Source organism: Paenibacillus sp. BGI2013 (assembly GCF_002843485.1).
In the GTDB taxonomy this organism is placed as follows: domain Bacteria; phylum Bacillota; class Bacilli; order Paenibacillales; family Paenibacillaceae; genus Paenibacillus; species Paenibacillus amylolyticus.
The window spans coordinates 49,974-64,143 of sequence record NZ_PJFA01000022.1 but is presented as its reverse complement, the minus strand read 5'-3'; the positions used below and the strand labels follow the sequence as shown (position 1 = coordinate 64,143).

The following is a 14,170-nucleotide window of genomic DNA, read 5'->3' as shown; positions in this document are numbered from 1 at the left end:
TCCCAGTGTGGCCGATCACCCTCTCAGGTCGGCTACGCATCGTCGCCTTGGTGAGCCGTTACCTCACCAACTAGCTAATGCGCCGCAGGCCCATCCCCAAGTGACAGATTGCTCCGTCTTTCCAGTCCTCTTCAGGCGAAGAAAACAATTATTCGGTATTAGCTACCGTTTCCGGTAGTTGTCCCAAACTTGAGGGCAGGTTGCCTACGTGTTACTCACCCGTCCGCCGCTAACTATCAGAGAAGCAAGCTTCTCTTCAAGTCCGCTCGACTTGCATGTATTAGGCATGCCGCCAGCGTTCGTCCTGAGCCAGGATCAAACTCTCCAATAAAGTATTGAAAAGAGCGATAAGCTCATTTTGAATCTGACGAGATTAAAAATCTCATTTGTGCTCCAGCCGATCCAAGCCAAGGCTTGTCTCAAACTTTCGCGTTCATTCTGCAAGCAGAATGTTTACTCACTCGTTGTTCAGTTTTCAAAGATCAAACATTCAATTTAGTGCTGTTTTTCATGTTGTCGTCGTTTCAGCGGCGACTTTTATAATATATCATGTTGAAGTTCTCTTTGCAAGCATTATTTTTTTGATTATTTTCAATCGTTTTATTTTCATGCTTGTTTCCGTGAACCGCTCCTAAAAAAGGAACGAAAATTAATTTACCATATGAAATTAGAAAGGTCAACCCTTTTTCGACAAAAAGTATGAACCCCTCAGCAATTTCACATTCTCATAGTTCAGAGGTACAGCACCCGCTATGAAGAGCCGCACCTCCCTTCCACTACTGTAAATCGAATATATGACCAGCTTCAGCATTATGGCTTCGACTTTTTCAGCTTCCCACCTCTGGCGTACTTGGACAACTCTTTTGGCGGGGCAAAGCGTGCATACATGCGGAACACAGTCTTATATCGGCTCGCGATAGCATATTTGATCTCTTGGTCAAGACGATTATCACTTAGATCGAACAGCATCTCATCTAATTCTTTACGCAGCACATAGTCTAGTTCCTTGCATTCCTTCTCGTTAAACAACATACCCAGCATTAGAGTTCTCCTTTTTGTGCATAGCCTCTTTATCACACTTACACAAGTTTCATGCAACACCCCGTGCATTCTCGCTTTTGTGGGTGCTGCTGAAACCCGTTTTATTGTTATGGTCAACTTTCTGAAAATTTATGAATGCCAACCATCACAAAATTTTATCCTCTCACCAGAGTATACGTAAGTGTGCTTTCGATGATTGCTGCAACAAGAAGCAAGATGACAACCCAAAAGGATGCCGTTAGCGTCCTATTCATGAATGCTCTCCACCGGGTACCCATCGTATTTCGCTTGTCACTTCCAAGTTGTGCAAGGCTTTTGATAACCAGACCACCAAACTTCAGTCCGAAGGCGCAAGCAATGATAATGACCGGAATCTCAATAATGCCATGCGGAAGTAAACCTTTAACCACAATCTCATAGAAGCTTGCTCCATAATTCATCGTGGTGTGCACCACAAATCCAAGGACCATCCCATTGATCAGCAGGAAGATGACAGGCAGAATTCCGAAGAATATACCGGCATAGATGACAAGTACACTTTTGATGGCATTATTGAAAAAGATAAACAGAAAGAAGTTCCATTGCACATTGCCCCCCTGCTCCAGCCGTTCACTGACTTCACGTAATCCTCCGATTTGGTTCAACAACAGTTCTTCCAGTGGCCCTGTACTCACCCATCCTGCCCCTATACCAACAGCAAACAAAACTACGGACCAGATTAATGCACTACGGATGGAACCAAGATCTTTAAGAAATGTACTGAATTTTAACATAATAACCTCCTGTAGAATCTAAAATGATGGACAAACAAGGATCAGTGACGAATAACTGGGCAGTACGAGCATACATTGGAGAGTAAACAAGCATTTCTTATGGGAGAGGGGCGCTTATTGAAATGAACTCGTTCTATGTATTTAGCGGCAAAAAGATTAAACGGTACCTGATTGTCCTCGTTGCTGCCATCTTTGCGATCGGTATTATCTATCTGGAGAGAGGCAATGTCTCCGTATTCTCGGAGGAAGCACCATCCGCCGTCTACAGCGTTCCAACCGAGAAGAAGGTAATCGCACTCACCTTTGACATTAGCTGGGGGGATAAACGGACGGAGCCAATTCTGAAAGCTCTTCAGGAGAATAAAGTGCAGAAGGCAACCTTTTTCCTTTCCTCCCCCTGGAGCAAGACACACCCCGAAATTGTTACTGCCATCAAAGAGGCAGGATATGAAATTGGCAGCCATGGTCACAGACATGAGAACTACAGCAGCCTGACTGAAGAAGAAATTCGCAAAGAAATTTCGACAGCTCATAGCATTTTAACCGATTTAACGGGAAAAGAACCGAAATTACTACGTCTGCCCAACGGGGACTTTGACAAGCGAGTGCTTCAGGTAGCCAATAGTCTGAATTATCAGGTTGTGCAGTGGGATACCGACTCCTTGGATTGGAAAAACCCTGGTGTACAGACCATTGTTGATCGCGTAGTAAGCAAGGCACATCCAGGGGACATCGTACTGCTGCATGCAAGCGATTCCTCCAAACAAACGCATGAAGCACTCCCTGTAATTATCGACAAGTTGAAAAATCAGGGCTATGAATTTGTTACCGTGTCTGAGTTGCTCAATCATTCCAGTGTGGAAGGTAAGGAAGTTCGTGACCAATCCAGCGGTCAATGATTACTCAATTATGAGCTATAGCTCAAATATGTGCTTAAAAGTTGAAAAGAGCTAACCAGGTTAGCTCTTTTTGGTATGTTTTTTATGCAAAATGAATTCTATGCTCGGCTTTCTTTCAACTGTTCTGCCTTTCCACTTACACTCCGGTTCGTCGATACATCCACCAGCCTGTGCAATATCAGCATTTGGTATGCATTACATAGGAGCAAGGGAACCACAATAAATATGGTTGCAGCATTCACATCAATACGTAATACGCCGATCGTCTCCACTATGGTGACGGCAATCATGAAAAAGAGTGTAGGTACAAGCGCGGAGATATGAGTCAGCTTTACTTTAACGTAAGCGGTAACAATTGCAGCTGCCAAAATAATGATACCTAACACAATATCCGATATGCGTTCCCGGTCTCCCCCAACAAACAGGCGTAAAAACATCACGTCAAGCAGGGCTAATACCGTTAGTACAATCTGCACGATCTGCCAACCGCGCTTTGGAAATACACCTTTACCCATATAATTCAATATCAGATATGCAAAGAAACCCATTTGTGAATACACGCTGATCATAACCCCTGATCCAAATAGGATCAAAAGATACAGAAGAAAATCATTCAATCCATTTGTTTTCTCCCCGTTCACCAGCATCATAATCAATCCTGTACCCAATGCTCCCGCGGCCCCAATAAGCAAGGCTGTCCAAAACAGGAAAAACCATCTACGTAAATTCAAAAGTTTTCCACCCCCGAGTGTTTATTTTACCAACCTTCTCAGCAAAAAACCATCATTGCTCAACATATTTCCCCCTTTCCCATCACATACTACATCCAGTATCTAATCAAGGAGGGATTGTACACATGAAACGGCCTTTGTGGCAGCTATGCTGTGTCGTACTGGGGCTATCCGTCATGCTTGCCGGCTGCGGTTCAGATCAGAGTTCTTCGCCTCCTCAGGGCAGTTATAAAGAGATGAAAACAATGGTTGTAGATATTTTGAAAAGTGATGAAGGCAAGAAAGCGGTGGAGGAAGCTCTTACAGGTCAAAGCTCATCCAGCGGAAGCAGCGGTTCTGAAGAAGGCGGCGGTTCGGGTGGTGCTTCAGGATCCATTGGTATGAAAATGTTAATGCCTGTGCAATCTTCGGAACAAATACGTATTGCAGTAAAAGATACCATCACAGCTCCCGAATATAAGAAGGAATTCGAAAAGATCATGACCGATCCGCAGTTTGCGGGTGAATTTGCCAAAGTGATCAACGCACAAAGTAAACAACTTCATATGCAATTGATTAAAGATCCCACATATCAAAAGTCTGTTGAAGACATCATGAAGTCACCTGAGGTATCCAAGATGTTCATGGATATGACGAAGACTCCCGATTATCGTAAACAGACGATGACTGTCATGCAGGAAGTGATGCAAAACCCGTTGTTCCGTATGGAAGTACTCACTTTGCTTAAAAAGGTTGTGCAGGAGGAATTACAACCCAAAGTAGAAAGTGGCGGACAACAGGGGCAAGAGCAAGGCGGACAGCAAGAGGGTCAGGGCGAAGGTGGTGGTGATGGCGGAGATGGTGGAAGCAGTGGAGATTCGGGCGGCGGATCATAAACAGTAGGTGTTACTACGCACCACAGATACTGAAAAGCCTGCATCCAAATGGACGCAGGCTTTATTTGTATTTATAACACTCATACCATTAGAATTTGGAGTCAATGGACCGGGCAACTTCATCGTAGATAGCCCCTATACGGGAATCTGCTTTGTAAACCGAAGGTGAGAAATCAGGCTCGGAAGGATGATTATCCGGCGTGCCTAATGGAATCTGGGCAAGCAGGCTTGTATGCAGACTTTCCGCAAGTCTTCCCCCGCCTCCACGACCAAAGACATAATCCTTCTCTCCGCAACTGCCACACTCATAGTACGCCATATTCTCAACCACCCCAAGCAACTCATGATCGGTCTGAATGGCCATCGCACCCGCACGTGCTGCGACAAAAGCTGCCGTTGCATGCGGCGTGGTAACGATGATTTCCTTACTCTGTGGCAACATCTGATGCACATCCAAAGCAACATCTCCCGTACCTGGTGGCAAATCCAGTAATACATAATCCAATTCGCCCCACTGGACATCCGTAAAGAATTGACGAAGCATCCGACCTAGCATGGGTCCACGCCAGATTACCGGGTTGTTTTCCCGAATAAAGAAGCCCATCGACATGACTTTGACGCCAAAACGTTCAACCGGTTGAATAACGCCATCTTCAACGACCGGATATTCTTCAATCCCCATCATGTCGGGTACACTGAAGCCATAGATATCCGCATCAATTAAGCCCACTTTCTTGCCTTGACGTGCCAAGGCTGCAGCCAGATTAACGGTTACCGTTGATTTACCAACGCCACCTTTACCACTGGCCACAGCAATAAAACGAACACCTGATTCAGGACTTAACAGCTCATGTCCATCCAGACCCGCTGCGTGACCTTTTACGAGCACTTCGTCCCGATCTGGCTCATTATCGGGTTGTCCCATATTCAGGCTCTCACGATCATGCTCAGAAGCTGCACGCACACGAATATGTACATCCTTCAGTCCGTGCTGGGACAACAGATTACGCGCTGCATCACTCAAAGCTGTTGTATCCTCAGGTCGATTTTCCAGTGTCACTATGGTCAGAGCCACATGATTTTCTTTCACCATAATATCTCGAAACCATTCCAGTTCGGTCAGACTTACTCCCAATTGTGGTTCTTGTAATGGCTGTAATAGTTCAAGTATCTGTTCTTTTGATAACATCAGACAGCACCTCAGCTTTATCTATTGGCATGTAATTAGGTATGCTGATCCAATTATATCATTACCTATCTTGTTCTGACTAACTTTTAGGCCGTTCTCCTGAGGAATATCTGAGAATTCCATTATAGATCGATGCAGCTACCTTGCGTTGATAAGCTTCGTCAGCAAGCATACGTGCCTCTTCCGGATGAGAAAGGAAACCCACTTCTACCAGCGCTGAAGGGATCTTCAGAGCCTGTAACAGATAAACAGTATTCACCGTTTTGGCGATTCGATCTGTATTCTCCAGATTACGAACCATCTCTTGTTGAAGCAGATTAGCCAAACCTTCGTTATCCGGATGGTTCGTTGTATAGAAAACCTGCGCTCCACTCCATCGGTTGGATGGGACACTGTTCATGTGAATGCTGATAAAGAGATCTGCTTGCTTATCCTCTATCCGTCGTACTCTTTGTTTCAGATCTTCCGTCTTGCGTTTGGAGTACCCCTTGGTGTCCGATTCCGCCAAATCAGTGTCTATTTCTCGTGTCATAACCACTAAGGCCCCTGCCTGTTGTAAATAATCTCTCACATACAGGGCGATAGACAGGTTGATATCTTTTTCAATAACCCCCTGTTTACTTACCGCTCCTCCATCTGGACCTCCGTGTCCTGCATCAATGGCAATGACTTTACCCGCCATCGGCAAACTCCAATAACCTGACGTCTTAGCGGAAGGCAGTTCATAGGACATTACCGCCACTAACATGGCCAGCAGACAGAGACTCAGCATGACCCTTTTGATTGTTTTTAGCCTAATCCAGACTACAAAGTGTTTCCCCATATTTTTACGCATAAAAAAACCACCTCGTCCCTATAAATGACTCTAATCATCTATATGGGACAAGATGGACAAATATACCGCTAGGACCGGACTTGCTCCGCCATTCCTTCAATCAGCACCTCAGCTACCTCAGGACGTGTAAATTCAGGTGGAGGGCACTGGCCGTCACGAAGCAACCCGCGTACTTTGGTGCCTGAAAGCGCCATATGATGTTCTTTATCATGTGGGCAAGTTTTGCTGGATGCCATGTTTCCACATTTGGTACAGAAGAAACTATGTTCGAAGAACAACGGAGTGATCCCCAGTTCCTCTGCTGTAAAGTTAGTAAATATCTCCTGTGCTTCATATGTTCCATAATAATCACCAACACCCGCATGGTCACGACCAACAATAAAGTGGGTACACCCGTAATTTTTGCGAACCATCGCATGGAAAATAGCTTCACGTGGACCGGCATACCGCATGGCTGCGGGGAACACACCAAGGAACGCACGATCAGCCGGGTAATAGTTCTCCAGTAATACCAGATAACTCTTCATCCGAACATCTGCGGGAACATCGTCCGACTTCGTCTCTCCAACAAGCGGATTCAGGAAGAGTGCATCTACAATCTCCATAGCGCTCTTCTGAATGTATTCATGAGCCCGATGGACCGGATTACGTGTCTGAAAACCAACTACGGTCTTCCAACCCTTCTCCTGAAAAATCTTCCGGGTATCTGCAGGATCATAATAGAATTCTTCGAATTTCGAAGGTTTTGGACGGTTCAACACTTGGATTGGACCTCCTACGTATGTTGCAGGACGCTCCAACAGTTTTTTAACACCCGGGTGCTCGGGATCATCTGTTTTGAATACACGCCGGGCTTCTTCACCCTGATCCACCTGGTATATACTTTGGACTTCGAGCAATCCATAAGTGACTCCATCTTGATCACCAACAAGTTTCACACGTTCACCAATCTGGAGGGATGCGGCTTGTTTATCATCAACAGCAAGTGTAATCGGTATACTCCAGACTGTTCCATCGGCGAGACGCATGCGAGACACCACCGAAAGGTAATCTTCCTCATTCAAGAAACCTTGAAGTGGTGAGAACGCACCTACACCAATTAGATCCAAATCTGATATTGTCCAGGTATTAATACGCAAAGAGGATAAGTTTTTACTGTCTTGCAACAATTGCTCCCGTTCTTCTCCTTGTACGATACGCTGAACCAGCGTACCTCCATGAGGCAGAATCGATGTCATCTTGTCAGCTCCTTGTATATCTATTATTTATGAAGGCCACATTCCGTTTTATCATTACCAGACCAGCGTCCGGCACGTGGGTCCTCGCCAGGCATAACTTGACGTGTGCAATGCTCACAACCAATACTTGGGTAGTTCTGATCATGAAGAGGGTTATATACAACGTTATTGTCACGAATATATTGCCATACATCCTCAGTCGTCCAGTGAGCAATCGGATTAAACTTCATCAGGCCAAATTTGGAATCATATTCAACCTTCTTTGAGTTTGCACGAGTTGGTGCTTGATCTCTGCGGATACCTGTAATCCATGCATCATACTGAGAAAGAATACGTGTTAACGGTTCGACTTTGCGAATGTTACAGCACCCATTGGGATCAGACTTCCACAACTCTTCACCGTGTTGAGCTGCCTGCTCTTCTGGAGTAATCTTAGGTGACACACGTACAAATTCAAGGTTGTAGTTCTCCTGCATCTTATCACGTGTTTCGTATGTTTCTTTAAAGTGAAAATCTGTATCCAGATAAAAAATATCTGTGGATGGGCTGATTTTCTGCACCATATCTACAAGTACAACATCTTCTGCACCAAAGCTACATGCAAAAGTGATATTTGGGAATGTTTCAATAGCATACCGAATAATATCCTCTGGACTGGCGTGTTCCAGTTCCTCTGCCTTCTTCCGTGCCAAATCTTCTTTCTCCAACAAGTTCATCTGTGAATTTCCCCCATTCTGCAATTCAACACACCTAAAGCCGACTAATCTAATATGAATTATGTTTAGTATAAATCTTTCATTGGGGATGTCAATGCCTGCCATATGGTAAAATAAATCAGTTTTTGCCCATTTTTTATCGTCGCTCTCAAACAATATTTTGGTTCAATTTATCCATTTCTCTGTTAATGAGATAAAAACAATGATGTTGGCCCAGGTCATTAGGCAGGTAAAAATACATCTCTTAGCCTGGGAATCCTTTGCTGTTACTGGGTTTGGACAGTTCTTGTCGTAAAGAACAGCATCAAAAAAACAACGGGTGATTGAAAATGAGGGAAGAAAAGCTAAAGTTTTAAGGGGAGCAACGTTGCGAATTTTAGCTGTTGATATGTAAGGGACTTTTATCGTTTCCATAAGAAATACTGATAGGGTTTGCACCAAAGAATTAAGTACAAAAACAGTAAGCCGAGTGCATTCAAGAAATCCCGCATGAGTTCTAATCGATGATTTTATAGGAGCTGTTATAAAATGTGTGGTGAGCGATGGGTGAGAGCGTAAGAGCAAATTCAATGATATAAACGATTAGAGAGGTTCAGTAAGATGTAGATGTATCAACGTACATATTATAGGACTGTATTGAGGGACATTAAGAGCACAATGAAAAGGCAATGAAGGAAAAATGCACAAGCACGGGGAGAGACATCAGAGATATGAGAGCTATCGCACAAACTAATATAATATATGGCGTAATATTCATGAATATAAAAAAAAGCCTTTGACCGAGGCCAAAGGCTTTTAATATTAACGTTTGGAGAACTGAGGTGCGCGACGAGCCGCTTTAAGACCGTATTTTTTACGCTCTTTCATACGTGGGTCACGAGTCAGGAATCCTGCTTTTTTCAGGGATGCACGGTATTCCGGATCTGCTTTGAGCAGAGCGCGGGAGATACCATGACGGATTGCGCCGGCTTGACCGGAGATTCCGCCACCATGAGCAATAACAAGAACGTCATAGTTGTTGAGCGTTTCTGTCAAGTTCAGTGGTTGTTTTACGATCAGTTTGAGTGTTTCCAAACCGAAGTATTCATTAATATCACGTTTATTGATGACAATGCGTCCTTCACCCGGTACAAGGCGAACACGTGCTACCGAATGTTTACGACGACCTGTCCCATAGTATTGTACTTGTGCCATGAAACTGTCCTCCTTTTAATTAACCGCGAAGTTCGTAAACTTCTGGTTTTTGTGCTGCATGTGGATGCTCAGTGCCTCTGTACGCTTTAAGTCTCAACTTCATTTTCTCGCCCATGCGAGTTTTAGGAAGCATACCGCGAACAGCCAATTCCAACATACGCTCAGGTTTGTTTTTAACCATCTCTTCAGCTGTAGTTACTTTCAAACCACCTGGGTGCATTGAGTGACGGTAGTATTTTTTACCTTGCATTTTCTTACCAGTCAATACGATTTTCTCAGCATTGATGATAACAACGAAATCGCCAGTGTCCACATGTGGAGTGAATTGTGGCTTGTGTTTGCCGCGAATCAAAGCTGCTGCTTCGCTCGCCAAACGTCCGAGGGTTTTGCCTTCAGCATCAATGATGTGCCATTGGCGCTCAACTTCGTTAGGCTTCGCCATGTACGTAGTACGCATGAAAAGTTCCTCCTTAAAATGTTCAAAATCATCATTTTCATTTATCTTCGTTCGTTAAGTTATAACTTTAGGTGTTGATGGATTGTAAATTTGATGTGAAACTCTTAATTGGGGCTGTGGGAAAGCCATTAAGAAAACACAACTTTTATATTACATGATAGGCGATTAAATCGCAAGTGTTAATTAAGCTTTTCACTCACCAAATTTAATCTTTTTTGTATTCAAGATCCCAGAGCATTAAACCGCAGCTAACTGCAGTAGGTCCTGCAGCAGATCGATTACATGCAGCAATCATATTTGGTACATCAGAGGCTTTCCGTTTGCCCTCTCCGATCTCCAGCAGTGTACCTACAATGATACGAACCATATGCTGCAAAAAGCCGTTACCACTCACATAAATGTGAATGACACCCTGATCGCGCGGATGGTCTCTACACATTGATCGGTCCACTTCCATCCATGCTTCGTACACCGAACGGACATGATTCTCTTTCTGAGACTTGCGTGAAGCAAAAGAAGTGAAATCATACGTCCCTATGAAATGTCGTAAGCCCTCCTGCATTGCCATAATATCAAGCTTCGCATGATGATGATATTGCAGTCTTCTGTTGAATACATCCGGAAATTGATTCGCATTGACTGTATAACGATACGTTTTCTTTTTCGCTGCATAGCGAGAATGAAAATCAGCCGAAACTTCAATCGCATCAATAACGACAATATCGGAGGGTAATCTGGAGTTGAGTGCAATACACCAACGTTCAATCGGGATCTGGGACTCCGTAGGAAAATTGAAGATTTGTCTGCGGGCGTGAACACCTGCATCTGTTCGGCCTGAACCTGTAATTTTAACCTTCTCACCGGTTAAAGCACGAATCGCATCTTCAAGATGATCCTGAATGGTATTCCCACCCGGCTGTACTTGGAAGCCGTAATAGGCAGTGCCATCATAAGTTAACGTCATACATAAGTTTCGCATTAATACCACACCTTTGTTCCATACTATACATATCCCTATCCCGAACAGCAAAAGAAGCCCCTTACGGAGCTTCTATTACAGCACGAATTCCGAAATGAAGAGAAAAAAAGGGTTAATCCAGAATCGTTGATTCTGTCCCCTTTCCTCATCTCATCTGTTTTACGCGCGGTCTACCAGTTCCAAGTAAACCATTGGCGCTGCGTCACCACGACGAGGTCCCAGTTTCAAGATACGAGTGTATCCACCTGGACGCTCAGCGTAACGACCGGACAATTCGCTAAACAGTTTTTGGATTGCATCTTGCTCACCATCGATAGTTTCGCGGCGAACATAAGCTGCCACTTGGCGACGGGCATGAAGATCTCCCTTTTTCGCTTTAGTGATCAGTTTTTCAGCAATAGAGCGAACCTCTTTTGCTTTCGCTTCAGTTGTCTGAATGCGTTCGTATAAGAACAGGTCGGTTACCAGGTCACGGAACAAAGCTTTACGTGCGCTGGAATTACGGCCCAACTTTTGGTATGCCATTGTTTTCCCTCCTTCACTTCAAGCACTCGGCTGTCTATTCTTCTGTACGGAGTCCCAAACCAAGTTCCTCAAGCTTCTCTTGAACTTCTTCCAAAGACTTGCGTCCGAGGTTACGGACTTTCATCATGTCTTCTTCCGTTTTCGTAGTCAGCTCTTGCACGGTATTAATACCGGCACGTTTGAGGCAGTTGTAGGAACGAACAGAGAGATCCAGCTCTTCGATCGTCATTTCGAGTACTTTTTCTTTTTTGTCTTCTTCTTTTTCGACCATGATTTCTGCATCTTTCGCTTCGTCTGTAAGACCCACGAAGAGCATCAAATGCTCAGTCAAAATTTTAGCGCCGAGGCTTACAGCCTCTTCAGGACGAATACTTCCATCAGTCCAAACTTCCAACGTGAGCTTGTCATAGTTGGTCACTTGACCGACACGCGTATTTTCCACAGCGTAGTTAACGCGACTGATCGGGGTGAAGATGGAATCGACTGGGATGACGCCGATCGGCTGGTCATCGCGTTTATTCCGATCTGCCTGGACGTAGCCGCGACCGCGATTGGCAAAAATACGCATGTGAAGTCTCGAACCTGGTCCGAGCGTAGCAATGTGCAAATCCGGGTTAAGGATTTCCACATCGGAGTCAGCACGGATATCTCCAGCCGTAATTGCTCCTTCGCCTTCAGCATCAATCTCGAGCACTTTCTCCTCGTCTGAATGAATCTTAAGCGACAAAGCTTTCAGGTTAAGAATAACCTCCGTTACATCTTCCATTACGCCAGGAACTGTAGCAAATTCATGCAGAACGCCATCGATTTGAACCGAAGACACTGCCGCACCCGGCAGTGACGAGAGCAAGATTCGGCGAAGCGAGTTTCCAAGCGTCGTACCGTATCCGCGCTCAAGCGGTTCTACTACGAATTTCCCATAGGTGCCATCATCGTTGACGTCTACCGTCTCAATTTTCGGCTTTTCGATTTCAATCACTGCAATACCCCTCCTTCAAAACGTCGGTCCTCTATGAAACATTTACCTTCTCTTGCGAAAACATGTAGTAGTATGCCTAAACAACCATTATTAGCAGATTGTGCCGGAAATATACCACACGCAGGGGCAAATCTCATTAGACACGACGACGTTTTGGAGGACGGCATCCGTTATGCGGGACTGGAGTTACGTCTTTGATCAGGTTAACTTCAAGACCAGCAGCTTGCAAAGAGCGGATCGCTGCTTCACGGCCTGCGCCTGGTCCTTTAACCATAACCTCAACGGCTTTCATCCCATGTTCCATTGCAGCTTTGGCAGCAGTCTCAGCAGCCATTTGTGCAGCAAACGGAGTCGATTTACGGGAACCTCTGAATCCGAGGCCGCCGGAGCTTGCCCACGAAATTGCGTTTCCGTGAGGATCCGTAATAGTAACGATAGTGTTATTGAAAGTGGAACGGATATGCGCCACGCCAGATTCAATATTCTTACGGTCACGACGTTTAGTACGTACGACTTTTTTCGGTTTAGCCATTTTCTCTTATCCCCCCTTATTATTTCTTCTTGTTCGCTACTGTACGACGAGGACCTTTACGAGTACGAGCATTCGTTTTCGTACGTTGTCCACGAACAGGCAGACCACGACGATGACGAACTCCACGGTAACAACCGATCTCCGTCAAACGTTTAATATTCAAAGAGATTTCTCGACGCAGGTCACCTTCTACTTTGACCTCTTTATCGATACTTTCACGCAATTTGCTGACTTCATCTTCCGTCAAATCACGAACACGAGTGTCCGGATTGATGCCTGTTGTGCTCAGAATTTTCTGGGAAGTCGTTTTACCGATTCCGAAAATATAAGTCAAGGCGATCTCAACGCGCTTATCACGTGGCAAATCCACACCAGATATACGTGCCATTTTACGCTACACCCCCTTCTTTAACCTTGTTTTTGTTTGTGTTTCGGATTTTCACAGATAACCATAACATTCCCTTTGCGGCGAATGACTTTGCACTTTTCGCAAATCGGCTTGACCGAAGGTCTTACCTTCATGTGAATTACCTCCTCAAAGTTTTGCTAAGCAAAACCCTCTTCGTAAGCATTGACCTTGTTCTACTATTGTAAAACCGGCTTCGAAGCTTTCGCAAGTTTTGCCGGGCAAAACCCGCTACATAAGCTTCACAGTTCATTGCAACTGTCTACTACTATTTACGGTAAGTTATGCGACCTTTTGTTAAATCATAAGGCGACAACTGAACAACTACTTTGTCTCCAGTCAGGATACGGATAAAGTGCATCCGCAGTTTTCCGGAAACGTGAGCGAGAATTTGATGACCGTTCTCAAGCTCAACCTTGAATGTTGCATTCGGTAGCGGTTCGAGAACCGTACCTTCCACTTCAATGACATCTTCCTTAGCCATTAGTCAGTCTCCTTTCTCTTCAGCTTGAATGTTGGTGGATTCCAGAAATGAATGAACCGCGTAACGGAGCTTTCCATTTGTCACCCGACCACTCTCGTTTAAACTGTTCACAACCTCGCTGCTAATCATGGGCTGGAGCTCAAGATGAAGAAGATTCTTCTTCTTTGGTTGATCAAACTTACGTTTGTCTCCATCCGCAATATATACGAACTTACCGTCCGCTATAGCAACAATTACTGCGGCTTGGTCCGCATTGCGGCCTTTACGGATCTTCACAAGTTGACCGAGCTGCGGATTAGACTGACTGTTCATGCCTC

At 44.8% G+C, this 14,170-nt stretch carries 19 protein-coding genes and 1 rRNA gene; 2 read left to right on the top strand and 18 right to left on the bottom strand.

What is annotated here, in order from left to right; all coding sequences use genetic code 11:
* From CXK86_RS30325 to CXK86_RS30315, 3 genes are all read right to left on the bottom strand, one after another.
* Positions 1-331 (bottom strand): 16S ribosomal RNA (locus CXK86_RS30325); the annotation flags it as partial.
* Positions 332-810: 479 nt separating this feature from the next.
* Positions 811-1,041 (bottom strand): hypothetical protein, encoded by a 231-nt coding sequence (locus tag CXK86_RS30320; RefSeq protein ID WP_017692114.1) that lies wholly within the window; start codon positions 1,039-1,041, stop codon positions 811-813.
* A 155-nt stretch (positions 1,042-1,196) separates the two neighbouring features.
* The gene (locus CXK86_RS30315) at positions 1,197-1,814 is read right to left on the bottom strand and encodes a stage II sporulation protein M (protein WP_076254711.1); all 618 of its coding nucleotides are present in this window, start codon (positions 1,812-1,814) and stop codon (positions 1,197-1,199) included.
* Between the two features lie 122 nt (positions 1,815-1,936).
* Between CXK86_RS30315 and pdaB the strand changes: the two genes are divergently transcribed.
* A complete protein-coding gene (pdaB, locus tag CXK86_RS30310; RefSeq protein WP_076254714.1) occupies positions 1,937-2,713 on the top strand; it encodes a polysaccharide deacetylase family sporulation protein PdaB in 777 nt (258 codons plus the stop codon).
* Between the two features lie 98 nt (positions 2,714-2,811).
* Here the strand turns inward: pdaB and CXK86_RS30305 are convergent, their stop codons facing one another.
* The gene (locus tag CXK86_RS30305) at positions 2,812-3,444 is read right to left on the bottom strand and encodes a KinB-signaling pathway activation protein (RefSeq protein WP_047841115.1); all 633 of its coding nucleotides are present in this window, start codon (positions 3,442-3,444) and stop codon (positions 2,812-2,814) included.
* A 125-nt stretch (positions 3,445-3,569) separates the two neighbouring features.
* Between CXK86_RS30305 and gerD the strand changes: the two genes are divergently transcribed.
* The gene (gene gerD / locus CXK86_RS30300; RefSeq protein ID WP_076254717.1) at positions 3,570-4,319 is read left to right on the top strand and encodes a spore germination lipoprotein GerD; all 750 of its coding nucleotides are present in this window, start codon (positions 3,570-3,572) and stop codon (positions 4,317-4,319) included.
* A gap of 88 nt (positions 4,320-4,407) precedes the next feature.
* Here gerD and CXK86_RS30295 read toward each other — a convergent pair whose 3' ends face one another.
* The 14 genes from CXK86_RS30295 to CXK86_RS30230 all read right to left on the bottom strand — a co-directional run bounded on the left by CXK86_RS30295 (position 4,408) and on the right by CXK86_RS30230 (position 14,165).
* Positions 4,408-5,508, bottom strand: a complete 1,101-nt coding sequence (locus CXK86_RS30295) for an Mrp/NBP35 family ATP-binding protein (RefSeq protein WP_076254719.1) — start codon at positions 5,506-5,508, stop codon at positions 4,408-4,410.
* Between the two features lie 79 nt (positions 5,509-5,587).
* Positions 5,588-6,343, bottom strand: a complete 756-nt coding sequence (cwlD, locus tag CXK86_RS30290) for an N-acetylmuramoyl-L-alanine amidase CwlD (protein WP_036607212.1) — start codon at positions 6,341-6,343, stop codon at positions 5,588-5,590.
* A 68-nt stretch (positions 6,344-6,411) separates the two neighbouring features.
* Complete coding sequence (sat, locus tag CXK86_RS30285; RefSeq protein ID WP_036607210.1) at positions 6,412-7,581, bottom strand: sulfate adenylyltransferase; 1,170 nt, start codon at positions 7,579-7,581, stop codon at positions 6,412-6,414.
* Between the two features lie 23 nt (positions 7,582-7,604).
* Complete coding sequence (locus CXK86_RS30280) at positions 7,605-8,297, bottom strand: phosphoadenylyl-sulfate reductase (RefSeq protein WP_076254721.1); 693 nt, start codon at positions 8,295-8,297, stop codon at positions 7,605-7,607.
* 801 nt (positions 8,298-9,098) lie between these two features.
* On the bottom strand, positions 9,099-9,491 hold the full coding sequence (rpsI, locus tag CXK86_RS30275) for a 30S ribosomal protein S9 (protein ID WP_017692105.1): 393 nt from the start codon (positions 9,489-9,491) through the stop codon (positions 9,099-9,101).
* Positions 9,492-9,510: 19 nt separating this feature from the next.
* Complete coding sequence (gene rplM / locus CXK86_RS30270; RefSeq protein WP_024633564.1) at positions 9,511-9,948, bottom strand: 50S ribosomal protein L13; 438 nt, start codon at positions 9,946-9,948, stop codon at positions 9,511-9,513.
* A gap of 205 nt (positions 9,949-10,153) precedes the next feature.
* Positions 10,154-10,927 carry a tRNA pseudouridine(38-40) synthase TruA gene (truA, locus tag CXK86_RS30265; protein ID WP_076216861.1) on the bottom strand — a complete coding sequence of 258 codons (774 nt, stop codon included), beginning with the start codon at positions 10,925-10,927 and terminating at the stop codon, positions 10,154-10,156.
* 159 nt (positions 10,928-11,086) lie between these two features.
* Entirely contained in the window at positions 11,087-11,452 is a 366-nt protein-coding gene (gene rplQ, locus CXK86_RS30260; protein WP_017692102.1) for a 50S ribosomal protein L17, read from the bottom strand.
* A 34-nt stretch (positions 11,453-11,486) separates the two neighbouring features.
* Entirely contained in the window at positions 11,487-12,431 is a 945-nt protein-coding gene (locus CXK86_RS30255) for a DNA-directed RNA polymerase subunit alpha (RefSeq protein WP_017692101.1), read from the bottom strand.
* Between the two features lie 136 nt (positions 12,432-12,567).
* On the bottom strand, positions 12,568-12,963 hold the full coding sequence (rpsK, locus tag CXK86_RS30250; RefSeq protein ID WP_017692100.1) for a 30S ribosomal protein S11: 396 nt from the start codon (positions 12,961-12,963) through the stop codon (positions 12,568-12,570).
* A 19-nt stretch (positions 12,964-12,982) separates the two neighbouring features.
* Positions 12,983-13,351: a 30S ribosomal protein S13 gene (rpsM, locus tag CXK86_RS30245; protein ID WP_036607200.1), complete on the bottom strand. Its 369-nt coding sequence runs from the start codon at positions 13,349-13,351 to the stop codon at positions 12,983-12,985.
* Positions 13,352-13,371: 20 nt separating this feature from the next.
* On the bottom strand, positions 13,372-13,485 hold the full coding sequence (gene rpmJ, locus CXK86_RS30240) for a 50S ribosomal protein L36 (RefSeq protein ID WP_003333770.1): 114 nt from the start codon (positions 13,483-13,485) through the stop codon (positions 13,372-13,374).
* A 152-nt stretch (positions 13,486-13,637) separates the two neighbouring features.
* Entirely contained in the window at positions 13,638-13,853 is a 216-nt protein-coding gene (infA, locus tag CXK86_RS30235; RefSeq protein ID WP_017692098.1) for a translation initiation factor IF-1, read from the bottom strand.
* 3 nt (positions 13,854-13,856) lie between these two features.
* Positions 13,857-14,165, bottom strand: a complete 309-nt coding sequence (locus CXK86_RS30230) for a KOW domain-containing RNA-binding protein (protein WP_036607194.1) — start codon at positions 14,163-14,165, stop codon at positions 13,857-13,859.
* Positions 14,166-14,170: the final 5 nt, after the last annotated feature.

What these genes read in the sequence shown, in the direction of transcription:
- CXK86_RS30320 (WP_017692114.1), bottom strand. Translation starts at nt 1,041, where the DNA reads ATGCTGGGTATGTTGTTTAACGAGAAGGAATGCAAGGAACTAGACTAT.
- gerD (WP_076254717.1), top strand. Translation starts at nt 3,570, where the DNA reads ATGAAACGGCCTTTGTGGCAGCTATGCTGTGTCGTACTGGGGCTATCC.
- rpmJ (WP_003333770.1), bottom strand. Translation starts at nt 13,485, where the DNA reads ATGAAGGTAAGACCTTCGGTCAAGCCGATTTGCGAAAAGTGCAAAGTC.
- CXK86_RS30230 (WP_036607194.1), bottom strand. Translation starts at nt 14,165, where the DNA reads ATGAACAGTCAGTCTAATCCGCAGCTCGGTCAACTTGTGAAGATCCGT.
- rplM (WP_024633564.1), bottom strand. Translation starts at nt 9,948, where the DNA reads ATGCGTACTACGTACATGGCGAAGCCTAACGAAGTTGAGCGCCAATGG.
- rpsK (WP_017692100.1), bottom strand. Translation starts at nt 12,963, where the DNA reads ATGGCTAAACCGAAAAAAGTCGTACGTACTAAACGTCGTGACCGTAAG.
- infA (WP_017692098.1), bottom strand. Translation starts at nt 13,853, where the DNA reads ATGGCTAAGGAAGATGTCATTGAAGTGGAAGGTACGGTTCTCGAACCG.
- rpsM (WP_036607200.1), bottom strand. Translation starts at nt 13,351, where the DNA reads ATGGCACGTATATCTGGTGTGGATTTGCCACGTGATAAGCGCGTTGAG.
- cwlD (WP_036607212.1), bottom strand. Translation starts at nt 6,343, where the DNA reads ATGCGTAAAAATATGGGGAAACACTTTGTAGTCTGGATTAGGCTAAAA.
- CXK86_RS30295 (WP_076254719.1), bottom strand. Translation starts at nt 5,508, where the DNA reads ATGTTATCAAAAGAACAGATACTTGAACTATTACAGCCATTACAAGAA.
- CXK86_RS30280 (WP_076254721.1), bottom strand. Translation starts at nt 8,297, where the DNA reads ATGAACTTGTTGGAGAAAGAAGATTTGGCACGGAAGAAGGCAGAGGAA.
- sat (WP_036607210.1), bottom strand. Translation starts at nt 7,581, where the DNA reads ATGACATCGATTCTGCCTCATGGAGGTACGCTGGTTCAGCGTATCGTA.
- rpsI (WP_017692105.1), bottom strand. Translation starts at nt 9,491, where the DNA reads ATGGCACAAGTACAATACTATGGGACAGGTCGTCGTAAACATTCGGTA.
- pdaB (WP_076254714.1), top strand. Translation starts at nt 1,937, where the DNA reads ATGAACTCGTTCTATGTATTTAGCGGCAAAAAGATTAAACGGTACCTG.
- rplQ (WP_017692102.1), bottom strand. Translation starts at nt 11,452, where the DNA reads ATGGCATACCAAAAGTTGGGCCGTAATTCCAGCGCACGTAAAGCTTTG.
- CXK86_RS30315 (WP_076254711.1), bottom strand. Translation starts at nt 1,814, where the DNA reads ATGTTAAAATTCAGTACATTTCTTAAAGATCTTGGTTCCATCCGTAGT.
- truA (WP_076216861.1), bottom strand. Translation starts at nt 10,927, where the DNA reads ATGCGAAACTTATGTATGACGTTAACTTATGATGGCACTGCCTATTAC.